Origin of the sequence: Brevundimonas sp. VNH65, assembly GCF_049445955.1 — a bacterium.
Lineage (GTDB): Bacteria > Pseudomonadota > Alphaproteobacteria > Caulobacterales > Caulobacteraceae > Brevundimonas.
Genome location: NZ_JBMSDX010000001.1, coordinates 653,403 through 672,181, shown reverse-complemented (window position 1 = coordinate 672,181; position 18,779 = coordinate 653,403). Strand labels below are relative to the sequence as shown.

Annotated in this window: 18 protein-coding genes; 8 read left to right on the top strand and 10 right to left on the bottom strand. The window is 68.4% G+C overall.

Translation table 11 applies throughout. The features are described from left to right. Positions 1–47 precede the first annotated feature (47 nt). Positions 48–644 (top strand): hypothetical protein, encoded by a 597-nt coding sequence (locus tag ACO2Q1_RS03275; protein WP_423328110.1) that lies wholly within the window; start codon positions 48–50, stop codon positions 642–644. On the opposite strand, the gene ACO2Q1_RS03270 is transcribed toward ACO2Q1_RS03275, so the two are convergent. Beyond that, the gene (locus tag ACO2Q1_RS03270; protein ID WP_423328109.1) at positions 580–1,815 is read right to left on the bottom strand and encodes an MFS transporter; all 1,236 of its coding nucleotides are present in this window, start codon (positions 1,813–1,815) and stop codon (positions 580–582) included. The two genes, ACO2Q1_RS03275 and ACO2Q1_RS03270, sit on opposite strands and share 65 nt — an antisense overlap. 47 nt (positions 1,816–1,862) lie before the next feature. Between ACO2Q1_RS03270 and ACO2Q1_RS03265 the strand changes: the two genes are divergently transcribed. After that, the gene (locus ACO2Q1_RS03265; RefSeq protein ID WP_423328108.1) at positions 1,863–2,234 is read left to right on the top strand and encodes a DUF423 domain-containing protein; all 372 of its coding nucleotides are present in this window, start codon (positions 1,863–1,865) and stop codon (positions 2,232–2,234) included. Positions 2,235–2,265: 31 nt separating this feature from the next. Continuing rightward, on the top strand, positions 2,266–3,249 hold the full coding sequence (pip, locus tag ACO2Q1_RS03260) for a prolyl aminopeptidase (protein ID WP_423328243.1): 984 nt from the start codon (positions 2,266–2,268) through the stop codon (positions 3,247–3,249). Between the two features lie 48 nt (positions 3,250–3,297). Here the strand turns inward: pip and rodA are convergent, their stop codons facing one another. The 7 genes from rodA to ACO2Q1_RS03225 form a co-directional block, all read right to left on the bottom strand. Continuing rightward, on the bottom strand, positions 3,298–4,455 hold the full coding sequence (rodA, locus tag ACO2Q1_RS03255; protein WP_423328107.1) for a rod shape-determining protein RodA: 1,158 nt from the start codon (positions 4,453–4,455) through the stop codon (positions 3,298–3,300). Then, positions 4,452–6,479: a penicillin-binding protein 2 gene (gene mrdA / locus ACO2Q1_RS03250; protein WP_423328106.1), complete on the bottom strand. Its 2,028-nt coding sequence runs from the start codon at positions 6,477–6,479 to the stop codon at positions 4,452–4,454. Before mrdA ends, rodA begins: the two co-directional genes overlap by 4 nt. Continuing rightward, positions 6,476–6,994 carry a hypothetical protein gene (locus tag ACO2Q1_RS03245; RefSeq protein WP_423328105.1) on the bottom strand — a complete coding sequence of 173 codons (519 nt, stop codon included), beginning with the start codon at positions 6,992–6,994 and terminating at the stop codon, positions 6,476–6,478. The genes mrdA and ACO2Q1_RS03245 overlap by 4 nt, the downstream gene beginning before the upstream one ends. Beyond that, positions 6,991–7,983, bottom strand: coding sequence for a rod shape-determining protein MreC (gene mreC, locus ACO2Q1_RS03240; protein ID WP_423328104.1), 993 nt, complete (start codon positions 7,981–7,983; stop codon positions 6,991–6,993). The genes ACO2Q1_RS03245 and mreC overlap by 4 nt, the downstream gene beginning before the upstream one ends. Before the next feature lie 150 nt (positions 7,984–8,133). Beyond that, positions 8,134–9,174: a rod shape-determining protein gene (locus ACO2Q1_RS03235; protein ID WP_423328103.1), complete on the bottom strand. Its 1,041-nt coding sequence runs from the start codon at positions 9,172–9,174 to the stop codon at positions 8,134–8,136. 237 nt (positions 9,175–9,411) lie between these two features. Next, positions 9,412–10,125, bottom strand: coding sequence for a TVP38/TMEM64 family protein (locus ACO2Q1_RS03230; RefSeq protein WP_423328102.1), 714 nt, complete (start codon positions 10,123–10,125; stop codon positions 9,412–9,414). A gap of 3 nt (positions 10,126–10,128) precedes the next feature. Next, positions 10,129–11,175 carry a hypothetical protein gene (locus ACO2Q1_RS03225; protein ID WP_423328101.1) on the bottom strand — a complete coding sequence of 349 codons (1,047 nt, stop codon included), beginning with the start codon at positions 11,173–11,175 and terminating at the stop codon, positions 10,129–10,131. A gap of 85 nt (positions 11,176–11,260) precedes the next feature. Here ACO2Q1_RS03225 and ACO2Q1_RS03220 point away from each other — a divergent pair, with 85 nt between their 5' ends. The 3 genes from ACO2Q1_RS03220 (at position 11,261) to ACO2Q1_RS03210 (ending at position 13,414) form a co-directional block, all read left to right on the top strand. After that, positions 11,261–12,463, top strand: a complete 1,203-nt coding sequence (locus tag ACO2Q1_RS03220) for a pyridoxal phosphate-dependent aminotransferase (RefSeq protein ID WP_423328100.1) — start codon at positions 11,261–11,263, stop codon at positions 12,461–12,463. 127 nt (positions 12,464–12,590) lie between these two features. Continuing rightward, positions 12,591–13,004, top strand: a complete 414-nt coding sequence (locus tag ACO2Q1_RS03215; protein WP_423328099.1) for a DUF7662 domain-containing protein — start codon at positions 12,591–12,593, stop codon at positions 13,002–13,004. Then, the gene (locus ACO2Q1_RS03210) at positions 13,001–13,414 is read left to right on the top strand and encodes a type II toxin-antitoxin system VapC family toxin (RefSeq protein WP_423328098.1); all 414 of its coding nucleotides are present in this window, start codon (positions 13,001–13,003) and stop codon (positions 13,412–13,414) included. Before ACO2Q1_RS03215 ends, ACO2Q1_RS03210 begins: the two co-directional genes overlap by 4 nt. A 4-nt stretch (positions 13,415–13,418) precedes the next feature. On the opposite strand, the gene ACO2Q1_RS03205 is transcribed toward ACO2Q1_RS03210, so the two are convergent. Continuing rightward, positions 13,419–14,174, bottom strand: a complete 756-nt coding sequence (locus ACO2Q1_RS03205) for a class I SAM-dependent methyltransferase (protein WP_423328097.1) — start codon at positions 14,172–14,174, stop codon at positions 13,419–13,421. Between the two features lie 117 nt (positions 14,175–14,291). On the opposite strand from ACO2Q1_RS03205, the gene ACO2Q1_RS03200 reads away from it, so the two are divergent. Continuing rightward, entirely contained in the window at positions 14,292–16,397 is a 2,106-nt protein-coding gene (locus ACO2Q1_RS03200) for a TonB-dependent receptor domain-containing protein (RefSeq protein ID WP_423328096.1), read from the top strand. Between the two features lie 83 nt (positions 16,398–16,480). Here ACO2Q1_RS03200 and ACO2Q1_RS03195 read toward each other — a convergent pair whose 3' ends face one another. Then, positions 16,481–17,449, bottom strand: a complete 969-nt coding sequence (locus tag ACO2Q1_RS03195; protein WP_423328242.1) for a polyprenyl synthetase family protein — start codon at positions 17,447–17,449, stop codon at positions 16,481–16,483. 158 nt (positions 17,450–17,607) lie between these two features. Between ACO2Q1_RS03195 and ACO2Q1_RS03190 the strand changes: the two genes are divergently transcribed. After that, positions 17,608–18,372 carry a tRNA1(Val) (adenine(37)-N6)-methyltransferase gene (locus ACO2Q1_RS03190; protein ID WP_423328095.1) on the top strand — a complete coding sequence of 255 codons (765 nt, stop codon included), beginning with the start codon at positions 17,608–17,610 and terminating at the stop codon, positions 18,370–18,372. Positions 18,373–18,779 lie beyond the last annotated feature (407 nt).

Here is an 18,779-nt window from a genome sequence, read left to right as displayed (position 1 = left end):
CACCTATGCGGCGCTCGTCACATTACCGTCACACGACCGCAGGGTTCATGATCTCCTCTACCGAGACCCGACCCGATCGCAGGCCGTCGATCGTCATCTGCGCCTATGACGCGGCCGATGACGGCTGGGACCTGGCCGAAGATCTCTCGGGCACGCCCTGGAGCCCGGACGGCGCGCGCACCGTGCCGGTAGCCGCCGATGCGCCCGGCAGCCTGGCGGCCGACCTGGCCGAGCGCCTGCGCTCCGCCGACTGTCGCGCCATTCTGCTGGTCGGCCGCACACGTCGATCGGAGCGTTTCCGCATCCAGCTGCGCGCCGAGAACCGCACCGAGGACGGGTCGGCGCGTCTGATCCCGACCGGCCCGGCCACGGCCCGCACCACGGCCCCCGTCGCCGACATGGTCCAGGCCATGCGCGAGGCGGGACTGGCCGTCGACGCCAGTTCGGAGGAGGACGAGGATGTCGGCAGCTTTCTGCTTTATTCCGTCCTGAACAGCCTGAGCGAGGAGACCGACACCCGCGCCGTCGCCCTGTTGCGCGCGCCCATGGACGTCGGGCCCGCGGCTGTGGCCAAGGGGGTCAAGGCGGCGGCGGCTGCGATCGCGCGAAATCTGTCGCCTCTGCCTCGCGGCCGGACCGGCTGACCGCCGCACGGGTCCGGCGAAGCAGGAAGGCGCCGATCGCGCCGCAAGCCGCCATCCCCGCCATAGCCCAATAGCCCCGGACCCCGATCGCGTCATACAGCGGCCCGGCCGCCAGCGTCGCCAGGCCCATCAGCACCCCGGCCGAAAGGATGGAGCCCAGGGTCTGGGCGGCCGTCTGACGATCGCCGGTGCGCGGATCCGGCGGAGCCAGTCGCGCCGCCAGCTCGACCCCCGCCAGGAAGGTCGCGGCGAACGTCAGGGCGTGCAACGTCTGGAGCGGCCAAAGAAGCCAGAGCGGTGGGGCGAACGACAGGGCGACCCAGCGCACGATCCCTGCCCCTGCGCCGACCGCCAGAAGGGTCAGGGGACCGACGCCCCTGGCGCGTCGCCAAGGCTCGCCCCACCACATCAGACCCACCTCGACGACCACCGAAAAGGCCCACAGCAGGCCGATGAGGTTTTCGCCGATTCCCTGCGCCTTCCAGACGATGGCCGAAAAGCCGTAGTAGAGGGCGTGGCTGGACTGGACGCAGCCCACCGCCAGGATCGCGCCCATGAACACCGGGTCGCGGGCCAGTTGGCCCATGCCCCGGAACCGATCGCGCTTGCGCGTCGGCGGGCCGTCCGACACCGGCTCCGGCGGAAGGACGTACCGGGCCGACGCGGCCATCAGCAGATTGGCCAGGACGATCCAGATCAGGATCGCGTCGACCCCGGTGCGGGTCAGGACCGCGCCCATGACCACATTCGCGCCGATGAAGGCCGCGGAGCCGCATCCTCGCGGGAAGGCGAAGGAGAAGCCTTCTTTCTGAGACAGCCGGACCGTCAGGGCGTCGCTGAGCGGGATCAGGGCGGCGGAACAGGTGGCGGCGACGAACCACAGAGCGGTCCAGGCGGCGAAGCCTTCGACCCATCCGGTGAGGCCATAGGCGGCGGCCGCTGTCGCCGCCAGAAAAGCTAGAGCCGTGCGACGTCGGCGGAAGCCGTCCGCCCACACGGCGATGAGGGGGCCGGTCACCAGCCGCCCCAGCATGGGCGCGGACAGCAGGACTCCGATGCGCGCGCCGTCCAACCCTTGCGCATGGAACCACAGGCCGGCGAACGGCAGGATCACGCCGTTGGCCCCGAACAGCAGGACATACTGCAGCGCCATGCGGCGGGAGGAGGTCATGCGGCCAGATAGCAGACGGCGACCGCATCGTGCGCTAGTTTCCCGCCATGACCCTGCATCGCCCTCTGGCCGTCGTGGCCGCCCTGTCCGGCGCCCTGGCCGTCCTCATCGGCGCCTTCGCCGCCCACGGGGCCGGGCCGGCGGTGAAGACCCTGCTCAACACCGGCGGCCATTATCTGATGGTTCACGCCCTGCTGGGCCTGGCCTGCGCCGCGTGGCCCGGCCGGTCCCGCCTGGTCGAGATCGCGGGCGCGCTCGCGTTGCTGGGCGGCTGGGTCTTCTGCCTGGCTCTGGCCCTGATCGGCTGGACCTCGACGCCGGCCTTCGGCGCCGTGGCCCCGATCGGCGGCGTGCTGATGATCGGCGCTTGGCTTTTGCTCGCCCTTGCCGCATTCCGGGGCAAGGCGGGCGTCCGCTGATCCTGTAGCCTTGATTCGAGACCTCGACCGCATGGCCTTCACCGCGCCCGAAACGCCCCGCCGTGAGCTCTATCCCGAGATCGAGCCCTTCGCGTCCGGGTGGATGGAGACCGGCGATGGCAACCGCATCTATTACGAGGAATGCGGCAATCCGCAGGGTCGGCCCGTGGTCGTCCTGCACGGCGGTCCCGGCGGCGCCGTCAATCCCGGCATGCGACGCTATTTCGATCCGTCTCGCTGGCGCGTCATCCTGTTCGACCAGCGTGGCTGCGGACAGTCGACGCCGAACGCGGCGGACACCGATCTGTCGGACAACACCACCTGGACCCTGATCGAGGACATCGAACGCCTGCGCGAGCGTTGCGGCGTCGACAAATGGGCGGTGTTCGGCGGTTCGTGGGGATCGACCCTGTCGCTGGCCTACGCCATCACCCATCCGGAGCGGGTTTCGGCGCTGTTGCTGCGCGGCATCTTCCTGCTGCGGAAATCCGAAGTCCGCTGGTTCTATCAGGAGGGCGCGTCGCAGCTCTATCCCGACGCCTGGGAACGGTATCTGGCGCCCATACCCGAAGCCGAACGCAACGACCTGATGGGCGCCTACTATCGTCGCCTGACCGGGCCGGATCGCGCCGAGCGGGAACGGTGCGCCGTGGCCTGGTCCAGCTGGGAAGGTGAGACCGTCAGCGTTGAGGGCCCATCGGCCCGACCCGAGAAGTTCGCCGATCCGGCCTTCGCCCTGGCCTTCGCCCGGATCGAGTGCTGGTATTTCACCAACGACGGCTTCTTCCCGTCCGAGAACTGGATCCTCGAGAACGTCGGCCGCATCCGCCACATCCCCGGCTGGATCGCCCAGGGGCGGTTCGACGTGGTGACGCCCATGACCAGCGCTTGGGACCTGCATCGCGCCTGGCCCGAAGCGAAGCTGGACGTCATCCCCGACGCCGGCCACGCTTCGTCAGAGCCGGGCATCATCGACAGCCTGGTCCGCGCGACGGATTGGGCGGCCGCTCTTTGACTGAACGGCGGGTCCCCGGACCGGTCAACGGTTCAGGGACCCAGAAGCCTAGAACAGCCCCTGCCCCTTCGGCAGTTCGGTGTAGCGGTGAACGCGCATCGACAGGATGAAACCGAAGGCGATCATCAGGGTCATCATCGACGATCCGCCGTAGGACAGCAGGGGCATGGGCACGCCCACGACGGGCGCCAGACCCATCACCATCGCCCCGTTGATCATGACGAACAGGGCGAAGAAGGCGGTCATTCCCGCCGCGCCGACGCGGCCGAAATGGCTGTGGGCCAGGGAGGCGATCCGCAGCGAGATCAGGATCACCCCGAGATAGCAGGCCAGAAGGAAGCACGAGCCGACAAAGCCGAACTCTTCGGCCACGGTGGAGAAGATGAAGTCGGTCTGCCTCTCCGGCAGGAACTCCAGCTGGCTCTGACTGCCCAGGCCGTAGCCCTTGCCCAGCAGGCCGCCGGAGCCCAGCGCGATCTTGGACTGGATGATGTTGTAGCCTGTGCCGGAGGGGTCGCTCTCGGGGTTCAGGAAGGTCAGCACGCGATTGCGCTGATAGTCGTGCATGCCGAACATGACGAAGGGCGGCACGATGGCCATCACGGCGATGGCGGCGGCGGCGATGATGCGCCAGCTCAGGCCCGCCATGAACATGATGACCGCGCCCGTCAAACCGACGATCATGGCCGAACCCAGGTCCGGCTGTTTGGCGATCAGGACAAACGGCGCGCCGACGATGGCGGCCGGAATCAGAAGCTTCCACGACCATCGCGCCTCTTCGGCGCTGTGGGTGTGATACCAGCGGGCCAGAGCCAGAACGAGCCCCAGCTTGACGAACTCGGCCGGCTGAATGCGGATGACGCCCAGGTTCAGCCAGTTCTCGGCGCCCCCGGCCTTGTGGCCCAAAGGCGTGAACTCGACCATCAGCACCAGCACCAGCAGCACCGCATACGCCGGGTAGGCCGCGCGGAACCACCAGCGCGGATGGACCAGGGCCAGGCACAGCATGACGCCCACCAGCCCGACAAAGCGGATCAGCTGATTCAATGCCCAGGGACGCCACTGGCCGCCGGCGATCGAATAGAGCATGGCGATGCCGACGCCGGCGATGACGCAGATCAGCGTCACCAACCGCCAGTCGATCTCGGAAATCTTGGTCGACAGGCGTTCACGCTCGCCGGGACGGGTCAGGGCCGAGGCGGTCATTGCGGGCCTCCGTCATCAGGCCGCAACAGCTCCGGCGTCGGCACGGTCGAGCCGCTGCGATCCGCCGGAGTGGACTGCGCCTGCTCCGGCGCGGCGCCGAAGTCGGCGTCGTCCCCGGTGGCGTCGCCGACCGGTTCGGGCGGGGGCGGACGCTGGATGCGCTCCAGCATCTCCGGATCCTTCAGCAGGGCCGTTCGCATGATTTCGCGCGCGCGCGGGGCGCCGGCCGTGGCGCCGCCCTTGCCGCCATGTTCGACGATGACGGCGACCGCATAGCGGGGCGCGTCCACCGGAGCGAAGGCGACGAACAGGTTGTGGTCCTTCAGCGCCCAGATATCGGACTTCCGGGGACCGGAGCCATAGTCCCGCGACTGGGCCGTCCCGGTCTTGCCGGCCATCTGAATGTCGCCCAGGCCCAGCTGGCTCTGGCGATAGGCGGTGCCGGACCGGTCATTGGCCACGGCGATCATGCCCTGACGGACCAGCTCGATGTGGTCACGCGGGAACGGCAGGTCGGGCACGGCCGCGCCGCTGGGCTGCTCGACCCCGCCGATCGACTTGATCAGCCGTGGTTTGAGGGCCTTGCGCCCATTGGCCAGCCGGGCCGTCATGACCGCCAGTTGCAGACAGTTGACCGTCACCGCGCCCTGGCCGATGGCGACCGACGTCGTCTCCCCCGGATGCCAGACCGGATCGCGCGGGAAGGTCCGGCGCTTCCACTCGGTGCTGGGCAGCAGGCCGCGCTTCTGATTGCCGACGCCGATGTCAAACACCTGCTCGAACCCAAGCTCGCGCGCCGTGTCGCGGATGACGTCCACACCCGCCCGGTTGCACAGGGCGTAGAAATAGACGTCGCAGGAGTTCTTGATCGCATCGTGCATGTTCTGCACGCCGTGCACGCCCCAGCACCGCTGTGTGCGGTTGCCGGTCCGCCAACTGCCGCGACAGGTGACGGTGATGGACGGGTCAACCCCGGCCTGGAGCAGCGCCAGGGCTGTGGTCGGCTTGAACGTGGACCCCGGCGGAAAGGTGCCGCCGATGGCCTTGTCGAGCAGGGGCTTGCGCTCATAGTCGGCGAGGGCGCGATAGATCGGCGTCGGCACGCCGCCGACGAACAGGTTGGGGTCGAACGACGGCGCCGAGACCATGCAGAGGATGTCGCCGTTGCGGATGTCCATGACGACGGCCGAGCCGCTCTCGATGTCGAACACCTCCAGCGCCCGGTTCTGCACATCGGCGTCCAGCGTCAGGACCACGTCCTTGCCATTGACGGCGGGCCGCGAGCCGCCGACGTCCTCGGCCACGACGCGACCGCGCGCGTCCACCTCGACCCGCGTGCCGCCGGCGACGCCCTGCAGGTCCTTGTCCAGCGACCTCTCGATGCCTGACCGCCCGATGCGATAGCCGGGATTGTAGAGGATCGGCTGGGGCTCCTCGCCCCGGTCGCGGATCGCCTTGATGTCCCGGTCCGCGACCTTGGCCACATAGCCGATGACATGGGCGAAGGCGCCGCCATAGGGATAGAACCGCGCCTGGTTCATGTCCGCCATCACGCCCGGCAGCTCGTTGGCGTACAGATTGACGCGCGAAAACTCCTCCCAGTTCAGGTCCGACTTCACCGGCACCGGACTGAACGGTCGGGCGGCGTTGACGTCGCGGATGATGGCCCGGCGGCGGTTCAGCGTGTCGGGCAGCAACTGGCCCAGCAGGTCGAGGGTCTGGTCCAGGTCCTTTGTCTCGTCCCGCACCACCAGCACGCGGAAGCTGGGCCGGTTGCCGGCGATGACCACGCCGTTGCGATCCAGGATCCGCCCGCGCGGCGGCGGCGTCAGACGGAAGTTGAACTGGTTGTTCGTGGCCAGGGTGGCGTATTCGTTCGCCTGTACGACCTGAAGCTGGCCCAGCCGCAGCATCAGCGCCGTCACGCCGAGAGCCGTCGCCCCGCCCAGGACGAAGGTGCGCCTCAGGAACGAGCCCTGCCGCTCATTCGCGTCGGTGAAATAGATGGACGGTTCGCTGCTCATCGGAACCGCACGTCGCCGTCGTCGAACCGCTCGATCATCCAGGCTGCGGCCGGCCACAGCAGCAGCGTCGGCACGATCTGTCCGATCAGGCCGAACAGGCTGGGCGCGTTGTGGGCGTCAAAGGCCACCACCAGAAACGCGATCATAAAGGCCATCAGGGTGCAGCACCCGTACCAGACCATGTGGATGACCCCTTCCTGCCCCGCCAGCAGGTTCCGCGACAGGAGCACCAGGACATAGACCGCCAGGAACGACAGGGCCCAGACGCCCAGCATGCCGCCCCACAGCAGGTCCAGGAACAGCCCCAGGCCGAACAGGACCACCGGTGCGATCATCGACGGCCGGATCAGCGGCCATGCGAAGGCCAGGACCATCGGGGCCGCGGGCTCCGGCAGGCGGAAGCCGAACAACTGGAACGGCGTGGCGAGCAGGAAGGTGACGGCGAGGACGATCAGGCTGGGAATGACGATCCAGTGCAGCGGGCCGACGACCCTTACGGCGACCGGCCGCTTCATCCCGGCACACGCACGGCCGGGACGACCGTCCGACTGGGGACCGGCGTCGCCGGACCGGGGGGCGCCGCAGAGGGCGAGGCCGGCGTTCGCGCCGCCGGCATGCCCGCCAGCGGCGGCGCGTTCAGGCTGTCGGGATCGACCGACTGGCCGAAATCCTCGAACAGCAGCACCCGCACATAGTCGATCGCGCCGCGATCGCTGAACAGTTTGACCCGCCAGGTGCCGTCGATCCCCTTGGCCGCAACGCCGATCGGCACGCCGCGGGGCAGGCCCCCGCCGTCGCCGGACGTCAGCACCCGATCGCCGGCCTGAATCGCGCCGGGGCCTTGCACATTGTACTCCAGCCGCGGATTGCCGCTGCCGTCGCCGGTCATCACCGCGCGGGCGTCGGTGCGATCGATCAGCACCGGAATGCGGCTGGCGACGTCGGTGACCAGCAGCATGCGGCTGACCCCGCCGCTGACCCCGGCGATGCGGCCGACCAGTCCATGCTCGTTGATCGCGGGGTTGCCGACCTTGATCCCCCTGGAGGTCCCGGCGTCGATCAGTCGGGCGTTGACGAACGGGCCGCGAGAGTCCGAAACCGATCGGGCCGTCACCATCGCCACCGCAGGCTCAGTCCGAAGACCCAGCATCATCTCATAGCGGGCGTTGACGTTCTTCAGGGCGATCGCCTGGTCGCGCCAAGGCTGCAGCGAGGCCACCTCGGCGCGCAGACGGCGGTTCTCCGATACGGCGAAGAAGTAGCTCTTGACCCCATCGCTCAGGGCGCCGGCCCAACGCACGGGCGCCGCCAGCACTCCCGCCGCCGGCCCGGCCGCGGCGTTGAAGCCCGATCGCACAGGCGCATAGGCGTCAGGCGCGCCCGGATCGCGCCGATCGCTGAAGATCAGCAGCAAGGCGGCCACCACGCCCACGACCGCGACCACCGCAGCCGTCCAGACCAGCGGCACCTTGATGTTCTCGAACGGTCCGTCGCGAAACGCCACGGCGATCTTTCCAGGAATGAGGAACGGAGACGGCTCGCAACGGCCGCCGGATCGGCAGGCTATCGCAAAATCCGGGCCATAAGGAAACTGACGATTCGGCCGCTGTCACAAGGATTTGCGGCCGAGCTTCGAGAGAGTCGACGTCGCCGCTTACAGCGCCGAGTCGAGCACGCCCTTCATCCAGCGCGGATGCTCCAGCACCCGGCCGCAGCCGATGGCGACGCACGACAGCGGATCATCGGCCACCGACACCGGCAGGCCGGTGTGGTCGCGGATTTCCGCATCCAGGCCGCGCAGCAGGGCGCCGCCGCCGGTCAGCATGATGCCCTTGTCGGCGATGTCTGCGGCCAGTTCCGGCGGGGTCGCCTCCAGGGCCACCTTCACGGCGTCGACGATCTGGCTGACGGGCTCGGCCAGGGCTTCCGCCGCCTGACGCTCGGAGATCCGCACCTCGCGCGGCACGCCCTGCATCAGGTCGCGGCCCTTGACCTCGATGCCCAGGCCCTCGCCGTCCGACGGCATGCGGGCGGTGCCGATGTCCTTCTTGATGCGCTCGGCGGTGGTCTCGCCGATCAGCAGATTATGGTTGCGGCGCATGTAGCTGATGATCGCCTCGTCCATCTTGTCGCCGCCGACGCGGACCGAACGCGAATAGACGATGCCCGACAGCGACAGCACGGCCACCTCGGTGGTGCCGCCGCCGATGTCGACGACCATCGAGCCGGTCGGCTCGTGGATCGGCAGGCCGGCGCCGATCGCGGCGGCCATCGGCTCATCGATCAGGCCGACGCGCCGGGCCGAGGCGTTCAGGCAGGAATCATTGATCGCGCGGCGCTCCACCGCCGTGGCGCCCGACGGCACGCAGACGATGATCTTGGGGTTCACGAAGCCCTTGCGGTTGTGAACCTTGCGGATGAAGTGCTTGATCATCTCCTCGGCGACTTCGAAGTCGGCGATGACCCCGTCGCGCATCGGGCGGATGGCTTCCATGTGGCCCGGCGTGCGGCCCAGCATCTGCTTGGCCTCGATGCCCACGGCATGGACGATCTTGCGGCCGCCGACGTTTCTCAGCGCCACCACCGAGGGCTCGTTCAGGACGATGCCCTTGCCCTTCATGTAGATCAGGGTGTTGGCGGTCCCCAGATCCATCGCGATGTCGTTGGAAATGGCGCCGAAGAGGGAAAAGCTCATGGGGGGTTCGTTACCGTAAGTCGCGTTGCGAAGGGCGTCCGTTCAGTCCTGGGTCCGACGGGCGACGCCCCGCTGCGCGCATCCCCATACGCACCGCATCCTGATCGTCCACGCCTGACTGGCCGTGGCCCGTTTGCCCGCAAGATGAGGCGATTACAAGCCCCGATCCGGCCTTGCCCTCACCCGACGATCACGAGGGGGTGACCGCTCCGACGCCGTTCGCTCACCACGGGAAATTCAGTCGCCCCTGGCCGCCTCGCGCCGCTTCACCCATTCCCGCACGACCAGCATCAGCCCCAGCCAGACCACGGCCACGCCGGCCAGGATCAGCGAGGTCCAGACCCCGTCGCCCGACACCGCCGCCATCACCGATCCGCCGAAGAAGGCCACCAGCGCCGTCTTCGGCAGCACGCCCAGGGCGCAACCCGCCAGATAGCCGGTGAAGTTCGCCCGCGCCGCGCCGAAGGCCATATTGACCACGATGAACGGCGCCGACGGCACATTGCGGATGATGAAACTGGCGGAGAAGGCGTTACGCCCCACGAACCGCTTCAGCCGCTCGGTCGTCTTGCCCCCGAACCGCTCCAGCGTCCGCGCCGTCGGCCCCCGCCCCAGCCAATAGGTGACGCCGGCCGAAACCACCGTCGCGATCCAGCTGTACAGAAACCCCCACCACGGTCCGAAGGCCACGACACAGGCCGCGATCAGCAGGAACTGAGGCACGCCCAGGAAGGCCGAGATCACGAACACCGCCACCGCCGCCAGCAGGCCCCACGGCCCGACGCTGAACCCGGCCAGCCAAGCCTCCAGCCGCTCCTCGGCGCCCAGGGCCAGCTGGGTCTTGCCAAAGGCGAACACCGCGACCACCCCCGCCAACAGCAGGACGGTCGCCAGCAACGCCCGCCAACGGGCGCCTTCCATGTTGAGGATGAAATCGAGGAGACGGCGCATGTGTCAGTCCATGGGACGGAAGGACTCGACCGTCCAGTTTTCCAACATCCACTCGTGCAGGTTCACATCCCAGACCCAGGTCTGGCGATATGCCGCGATCAATCTCGCCTCCCCATCGCCATATGTCGCCGTGCCGTTGAGCTCCGCTCGCCTGGCCGTCAGCCCTCGAAAGTGGGTAGGCGTGAACCTCAGGCTTGGCGTCTCGCGGACTTTGCTCGCGATGAATTCCGCCACGAGATTATTGCGACCTCGATCGGTCTCGACCTTCTGCCCGGCCCAGTCGAGCCGAGGCGAACCATTGGTCCCGAGATAAGCTCGCCAGACGCCTGGGTCCTTATGATCCAATCCGTATCGCGGCATTCCCGTCGATCGGCTGTTCCATAGACTGGCGGCCGCGAACCGGTCCCCCTCCAGGCCCAGACATGTTTCCAGTATGGTCACATGGTTCCGCTGCCGCTGCGCATCGATAATCGCGCACGGAGCGATGGACTTGACTGCCTCTTCCGCCAGCAGAAACGCGTATCGGACAGCCAGCGCGCCGCCGCATGCGCTTTCGATCCGCCTCCGGATCGGCGTGACCTCCCGCCTTTCGGGCATGCTGTTGGCCATCTCGAGCGACACGACCCAGGCGTGGAGGCAAATTTGCGGTGGAGGGGCTCGTCCGTCCGAAGGCGCGGATGTGGGGAACGGCTCCAGCACGCGATCAGCAAAGCGCGCTTCCGACCTTACGCGATCCCAGACCTCGGATAACACCGGGCCTGACAGACGCCGTCCCTCTCTCCCGTAGACCACAACGACCGGGTCCGCTCCCGGCCGACGCTCGAAGCTTACACTCGGCATGTCGCGCCCGTATCCGTCGATGTAGCGCGCCCGATAGACTTCGGCTCCCTGCTCAGATTCTTCGGCTATCGACGCCAATCCGAGCAGGGCCTCGACCTGGGCGTCGTGTTCCGCCGAACAGATCTCTCGGCCTCGGTCATCCCGGCAGTTCCGGTCGACGGGGGCGGCTTGCCCCATGGCCAGGGCGGCGATTACGGCGGCTGTCAGCATTTTATACTCCGAAACGCCTGTTCAATTGCACGCAACGCGCTCGCCTCGTAAACAGCGCCCGCCTCCCGAGAACGAGAATTCCAAAATGTCGCTGCAGTCCTCCGCCCTCGCCCGCGTCAAGCCGTCCGCCACCATCGCGGTCAGCGCCAAGGCTCGCGCCCTGGCGGCCCAGGGTCGCGACGTCATCGGCCTGGGCGCCGGCGAGCCGGACTTCGACACCCCGGACAACATCAAGGCCGCCGCCATCGAGGCCATCAACCGCGGCGAGACCAAATACACCGACGCCGACGGCATGCCGGAGCTGAAGAAGGCCATCGTCGCCAAGTTCGCCCGCGAGAACGGCCTGACCTATGAGGTCAACCAGATCCACGTCGCCTCGGGCGGCAAGCCGGTGATCTACAACGCCCTTCTGGCCACCCTGAACCCGGGCGACGAGGTCATCGTCCCCGCGCCCTACTGGGTCTCCTATCCCGACATGACCCTGCTGGCGGGCGGCGAGCCGGTCTTCGTCACGGGCGAGGAGAAGGACGGTTTCAAGCTGCGTCCCGAGGTGCTGGAGGCCGCGATCACGCCCAGGACCAAGTGGCTGATCCTCAACTCCCCGTCCAACCCGACCGGCGCCGCCTATACCCGCGCCGAGCTGGAATCGCTGGCGGCCGTGCTGCGCAACCATCCTCAGGTCTGGATCCTGACGGACGACATGTATGAGCACCTGACGTTCGACGACTTCGAGTACACCACCATCGCCCAGGTGGCGCCGGACCTCTACGACCGCACCCTGACGGTCAACGGCGTGTCCAAGGCCTACGCCATGACCGGCTGGCGCATCGGCTATGCCGGCGGCCCGAAGGCCCTGATCGACCTGATGCGCAAGGTCGCCAGCCAGACGACGTCGAACCCGTCGTCGGTCAGCCAGTGGGCCGCCGTCGAGGCCCTGAACGGAACGCAGGATTTCCTCAAGCCCCGCAACGACGCCTTCCAGGCGCGCCGCGACCTGGTCGTCTCCATGCTGAACCAGGCCTCGGGCATCCGCTGCCCGAACCCGGAAGGTGCCTTCTACGTCTATCCGTCCATCGAGGGCCTGATCGGGAAGACCACGCCGTCGGGCGTCGTCATCGACGGCGATGACACCTTCACGACGGAGTTGCTGGAGGCCGAGGGCGTCGCCGTGGTCCAAGGCTCTGCCTTCGGCCTGTCGCCCTACTTCCGCGTCAGCTACGCCACGTCCGAGGCCGTGCTGGAAGAAGCCTGCACACGCATTCAGCGGTTCTGCGCCAGCCTGAAATAGGGCCCTGCGAGCGGCAGCCGGCCCACCTTTACCGGACATGCAAAAGCCGACCTCAGTCAGCTGCCGGATGTCCGGTTGAAAAACACACTGTGTTTTTGTAGTGTTCACAAACACACAGGAGCTGACCATGTCGAAGTACGAGCCCCTCACACACTTCCTCATCGACAAGGACTCTCACGAGGTCCCGATGACCTTTGCGGAAATCGAGAAGGTCGTCGGTTTCAAACTGCCTGAAAAGGCGAGCGGCATCCGGGCTTGGTGGAGCAACAACCCCTCCAACAACGTCATGACCCGGGCCTGGCTAGCCGCCGGCTTCGTCTCTGAGCGGGTCGATATGGGCGCCCGCCGACTGGTGTTCCGTCGCAAGGTCGACCGCCGTCCCTCGCCTACCACGGTTCCAACACATACGCCTCCGTCCTCACCCGGCCGCAGCCTGGGCCTCCTGACCCGTATCCGTGATCGGATGGCCGGCACCACGAGCATTCCATCCGGCGCGGACGTGACCGCGCCAACAGGCGAAGTCTGGGACGCCGACAGGTGAGCCGGCCGATCCTGCTCGACACCTGCGCGGCGATCTGGCTGGCCGAAGGCTCAGCACTTTCCGATGACGCCGAGTCTGCTCTTCGGAACGCCGAGACCACAGGCGTTCAGGTCCTGCTGTCGCCGATGACCGCCTGGGAGGTCGGCATGCTGGTGTCCAAGGAACGGCTGGCCCTGACGATCCCCCCACTTCAGTGGTTCAACACCCTCCTGGAATTGGGGATCGATCTGGCGCCTCTATCGCCGGAAATATTGGTGGCGTCCTCACAACTGCCTGGCCCCGCGCTGCGCGACCCCGCAGACCGGATCATCGCTGCGACCGCCAGGTCCGGCGAATACCATCTCATGACTCGGGATCGACCTCTGCTGGATTTCGCTGCCGGCGGTCACGTCATCGCCATTCCCTGTTAACGTGTCACACGGGGCGGGCGGCGATCACATAGTCCGCCCCGAAACGCAGGCCGTCGTCACGCCGGCCCAGGGCCAGGCCTTCGGCTCTCAAGGCCTCGATCCGGCGCGACATCGCCTCCGCCAGGGCGCGATCCTCAAACCGCTCGACCCGCCGCACCGCCATGTCGAGCTGGCCATTGACCCAGGCCGCCCGATAGCGATTGCCGAACCGCCGCGCCGAAATCGGCTCGAAGCCGGACGCCGCCAGCGTCTCCAGCACCCATTCCATCGGGTATTCGCGGTATGGCGTTTCCCCCGCCAGCAGGAGGCAGGCGTCCCTCAGCCGCCCGATCGCCTGCACCATGCGGCCCGCGTCCGTCCCGGCCTCGCCGACCACATAGGGGTCAAGCCCCACCACATACAGAACGCGCCCCGTCAGGGGTCGCAGACGTCGAAACAGCTGAGGCTGGAAATAGGGTGAAAACCCCTCGACAGCGCCCAGCAGATAGTCCGCCAGAACGGTGTCGAACGTCTCGCCGATCAACACCTCGGGGTTGGTCCAGTCTCCCAGCACCAGCCTGTCCTGCGGCCTCAACCTGCCCTGCACCGCCGCCTCGATCTGCCGCGCATGGCCGGGCGCCGCCGTCACCCCGACCCAGCGGTCGGTCGCCAGCCCGGTCGACCACAGGCTGGAGTTCATGCCCGATCCGGCGTCCAGGAAAGCCCCCCACGGCGCGCTGTCCTGCAGGGATTCGATATGGGTGAAGAGAGCCGACACCAAGGACGCTGACCTTTCCGCGCGACATTCCCGGACAATGCCGCTTCTGTCGATTTCGTAGCTTGCGCTACGTTATCTTGTAACATACACCAAGCCCAGCTTGAGTTTCAGGATTATCGCATGCGCCTTCGAACCGTCCTCCTCGCCGCCGCCGGTCTGTCGACCCTGCCTCACGTCGCGCTGGCCACGACCCTGCCCCAGTCCGGGCCGGCGACCCGCGTGGACGACGTAGTCGTGACGGCCGATCCCCTGGGCCGCCGCAGCGATGAAGTCATCTCCAGCGTGGCGGTGCTGCGCGGCGACGCCCTGACCCAGCGGCGCCAGGGCACCCTGGGCGAGACCCTGAACGGCCTGCCCGGCGTCAACTCCGACACCTTCGGCGGCGGCGCCAGCCGTCCGGTCATCCGCGGCCAGACCGCCCCGCGGGTCAAGGTGCTGAGCGACGGTTCAGGCCTGAACGACGCCTCCGAGGTGTCGCCGGACCATGCCGTCACCGGCGAGACCCTGCTTCTGGACGGGGTGGAGATCCTGCGTGGCCCCAGCGCCCTGCTGTATGGCGGCGGCGCCATCGGCGGGGCGGTGAACCTTCTGGACCGGAAAATCCCCACCCGGATTCCCGAAAACGGCGGCGAAGGCGTCGCCGAGGCCCGGTTGGGCACGGCCGATGACGAACAGGCCGGGGTCGTGGGCTTCACCGTCGGCGCCGGATCCCTGGCCCTGCGGCTGGAGTGGGCGGGCCGCAGCCTCGACGACTATGAAACTCCCTTCTACACCCCGCCCGCCCATGAGCATGACGAGGGCGAGGAGGAAGAGGACCACGAGCACGAGGAAGCGGCGGAGGGCTTCGACCGTCTCGCCGGGTCGTTCAATCGCGGCTCGACCAAGACGGTCGGCCTTTCGTGGATCGGCTCGCGCGGCTATCTCGGCGCGGCCTTCACCGAACAGTTGGCGACCTACGGCCTGCCGGGCCACAGCCACGAATACGAATCCTGCCACCCGCATGGGTCGAGCCTGCATTGCGGCGGCCACGACCACGGCGAGGAGGACCACGATCACGAGCATGAGCACGAAGACCCGCCCGTCGTCGATCTGGTCAGCCGCCGCGTCGATGTGCGGGGCGAGATCGCCGATCCGTTCGCGGGCATCGAGCGCCTGCGCTTCCGGGGCGGCTACACCGACTACGCCCATGACGAAAAGGACGAGGGCGTCGTCGCCACCACCTTCACCAATGAGGGGTATGACGCCCGCATCGAGGCGCAGCACGCCCCGATCGGTCCGCTGCGCGGCGTCTTCGGCGTCCAGGTCGGGCGCAGCGACTTCGCCGCCGTGGGGGACGAGTCCTTCATTCCGCCCAGCCGCACCGACACCACCGCCCTGTTCCTGCTGGAGGAGTACAGCCTCTCCGACACCGTGAAGCTGGAAGGCGCCCTGCGCCAGGAGTGGCAGGAAGCCTCGGCCGTCGGCCGCGCCGATACGGACCATTCGCCCTTCTCGGCCTCGGTCTCGGCGAACTGGGTCTTCGCGCCCGGCTGGTCGACCACCCTGGCCGTGTCCCGTTCGCAGCGCGCCCCTTCGGCCCAGGAGCTTTACGCACGTGGCGTCCACCTGGCCACGAACACCTATGAGATCGGTGACGCCGGTCTCGACGTCGAGACCGCGAATTCGGTCGAGCTCTCGCTGGAGAAGACCTCTGGCCCGACGACCTTCTCCGTCGGCGCCTATCGCTACGCCTATGACGGCTACATCTACGCCGACACCCTGGACCAGTTCGAGGACTTCCGGCTGGTCCAGTATGCGCAGCGAGACGCGACCTTCACCGGCGTCGAGGCCGAACTGCGCCAGCAGCTGACGCCCTGGCTCTCGGTGGGCGCCTTCGGCGACTATGTCCAGGCCGAGCTCAAGGACGGCGGCGACCTGCCGCGCATCCCGGCCGGACGTCTGGGCGGTCGGGCCGACGCCTATGCCGGCGCCTGGTCGGGCCACCTGGAGTATATCCACGTGTTCGATCAGGACCGGATCGCCGACTATGAGGAGGCCACGCCGGGCTATGACATGGTCAACGCCACCGTCGCCTACGATTTCGACATCGGCGGCTTCGGCAACCAGGTGTTCGTGCGCGGGACGAATCTGCTCGATGAGACGGCGCTGAACCACGCCTCCTTCATCTCGACGCTGGCCCCGCTACGTGGCCGCAACTTCGTCGTGGGTCTCAGGACCCGCTTCTGACCGCGACGCCGCCCCCACGGCGTCGCACTCGAGGGGCGGCCGTCAGGTCGCCCCTTTTCCTTTTGCCCGAAAGGCGAGCGACCTCAGGCCGCCCGGCTGACCGCGAAGTCCGCCAATTGCTCCAGCGCCTGCCGCCAGGGGCCGGCCGGGAGGGCCGACAGGGACGCCCTGGCCCGATCGGCGTAGTCATAGGCGGTCTCGATCGTGGCCGTGACCGCGCCGGTTCCAACGATCAGCTCGCGGGCCCGGGCGAAGTCGCCGTCGTCCCTCTGGCCCTTGTTGATCGTCCGCTCCCAGAAGGCGTCCTCGCGCCCCCTGGTCCGCTGGACGGCCAGCAGCAGGGGCAGGGTCACCTTGCCCTCGTTGAAGTCGTCGCCCGCGTTCTTGCCGAGGGTGTCGGACGCGCCGCCGTAGTCCAGGGCGTCATCGGCCAGCTGGAAGGCGAGGCCCAGGTTCAGGCCATAGTCCCGCAGGGCCGCGCACTGGACGGGATCGACGTCGGCGCCCACGGCCCCGGCCTCGGCCGCCGCCGCGAACAGTTCCGCCGTCTTGGCGGCGATGATCTGCATATAGACGTCCTGGTCCAGGCCCAGGTCGTGCGCCCGCGTCAGCTGCAGCACCTCGCCCTCGGCGATCACGGCCGAGGCGCGCGACAGGATGCCCAGGGCGGCGATACGGTCGGTCTCGACCATCAGCTCGAAGGCCCGCGCGAACAGGAAGTCCCCGACCAGCACGCTGGACGGCGCGCCCCAGATCAGGTGAGCCGCCACCTTGCCGCGCCTGAGGTTCGAGGCGTCGACGATGTCGTCGTGCAGCAGGGTGGCGGTGTGGATGAACTCCACCGCCGCCGCCAGCTTGACGGCGTTCTCGACCGCCCCCCCGGCGACCCGCGCCGCCGCCACGGTCAGCAACGGCCGCAGACGCTTGCCGCCCGCCGCCACCAGATGGTCGGCCAGCATCGGGATGACCGGAACATCGGACTGCATCCGTTCGATGATCAGGGCGTCGACGCGCGCCATGTCGTCGGCGGCCAGCCGCAGCAGGGCCTCGATGTCGCCCTTGGCGCGGGCGGGTTTCAGGGCGGCAGCGTCCACGGATACTCTCTGGCGGTCTGGCGTTTCCGGGACAAAGGCGCGCCTCGGAAGCCTCGGGACTTGCCGCCCCGAAGCGAGGCGGACAATGGTGATCGGACCATGACCGGTCAAGCCGAATGACGCCCGAAGCCGACGCCTCGACAGAGCCGCAGATCGCCGAGTCCGCTCTGCTGGGCGGCCGGGTGCGGCTGCTGCAGCCGACGCACGGCTATCGCGCCGGCATGGACGCCGCCCTGGTGGCGGCCGTGGCGGCCGCGCGGCCCGGCGATCGCGTGTTCGAGGCCGGCTGCGGGGCCGGCGCCGTCCTGATGCAGGTCGCCGCCCGACGTCCGGGAACGCATCTGGTGGGGCTGGAGCGCGATGCGGCCGCGGCCGAACTGGCCCGCCGCAACGCCGGGCTGAACGGGGTGGAGGATCGCACCCTGATCGTGACCGGCGACGTCGCCGACGGCCTGGGCCCCCTCGCCTCTCCCCGCTTCGACTGGGCCGTCAGCAATCCGCCCTTCTTCGACGACGCCGCCGCCTTGCGCGCGCCCGCGCCCGGAAAGCGCGGCGCCTGGATCGCCGACGACGGGCTGAAGGCCTGGACCGACCTGCTGCTGGCGGCGGCGAAGGATGGTGGCCGCATCGTCCTGATTCATCGGGCCGATCGCCTGGCCGACCTGCTGGCCCTGCTGGGCGAAAAGGCCGGCTCCTTCGCCATCCTGCCGATTCAGCCCTTCGCCGACGCCCCGGCCAAGCGGGTGCTGGTCCAGGCCGTCCGGTCCGGCCGCGCGCCGCTGCGCCTTCTGCCGCCGCTGGTCCTGCACGACCGTTCGGGCGCCAAGCACACCCCTCAGGCCGAGGCCGTCCTGCGCGGCGACGCCGCCCTGGAGATTTAGGGGCTTCAGGATCGGCCGTCCTGGCGGCATCGCCTCCCGTCCCCCTGCCGTCATCCTCGGGCTTGTCCCGAGGACTCGTGGATGCGCGCGGTCGAGCGGTGGATCGGTGCGCATCTCATCGCAGAAGCTTGTGCGGCGTCCGGGATGGGCCCTCGGGACGAGCCCGAGGGTGACGGGAGTGGGTGTGGGTTTCCACCTCCACCGCTTTCGGCGGTCCGGTCGTCGGATCGCATGCGATCCTCCTCCACCAAGCGGGTGTGGATCAGCCCCCTCCACCGCCTGCGGCGGTCCCTCTTCCCCAAGAAGGGAAGGAATAGGACATGCGTCGTCGGCGAGCCGTGTCACGGACGGCGCGACGGCTGTCGCCGACGGTCCGACCGTCCCCTCATCCGCCCCTACAGGGCACC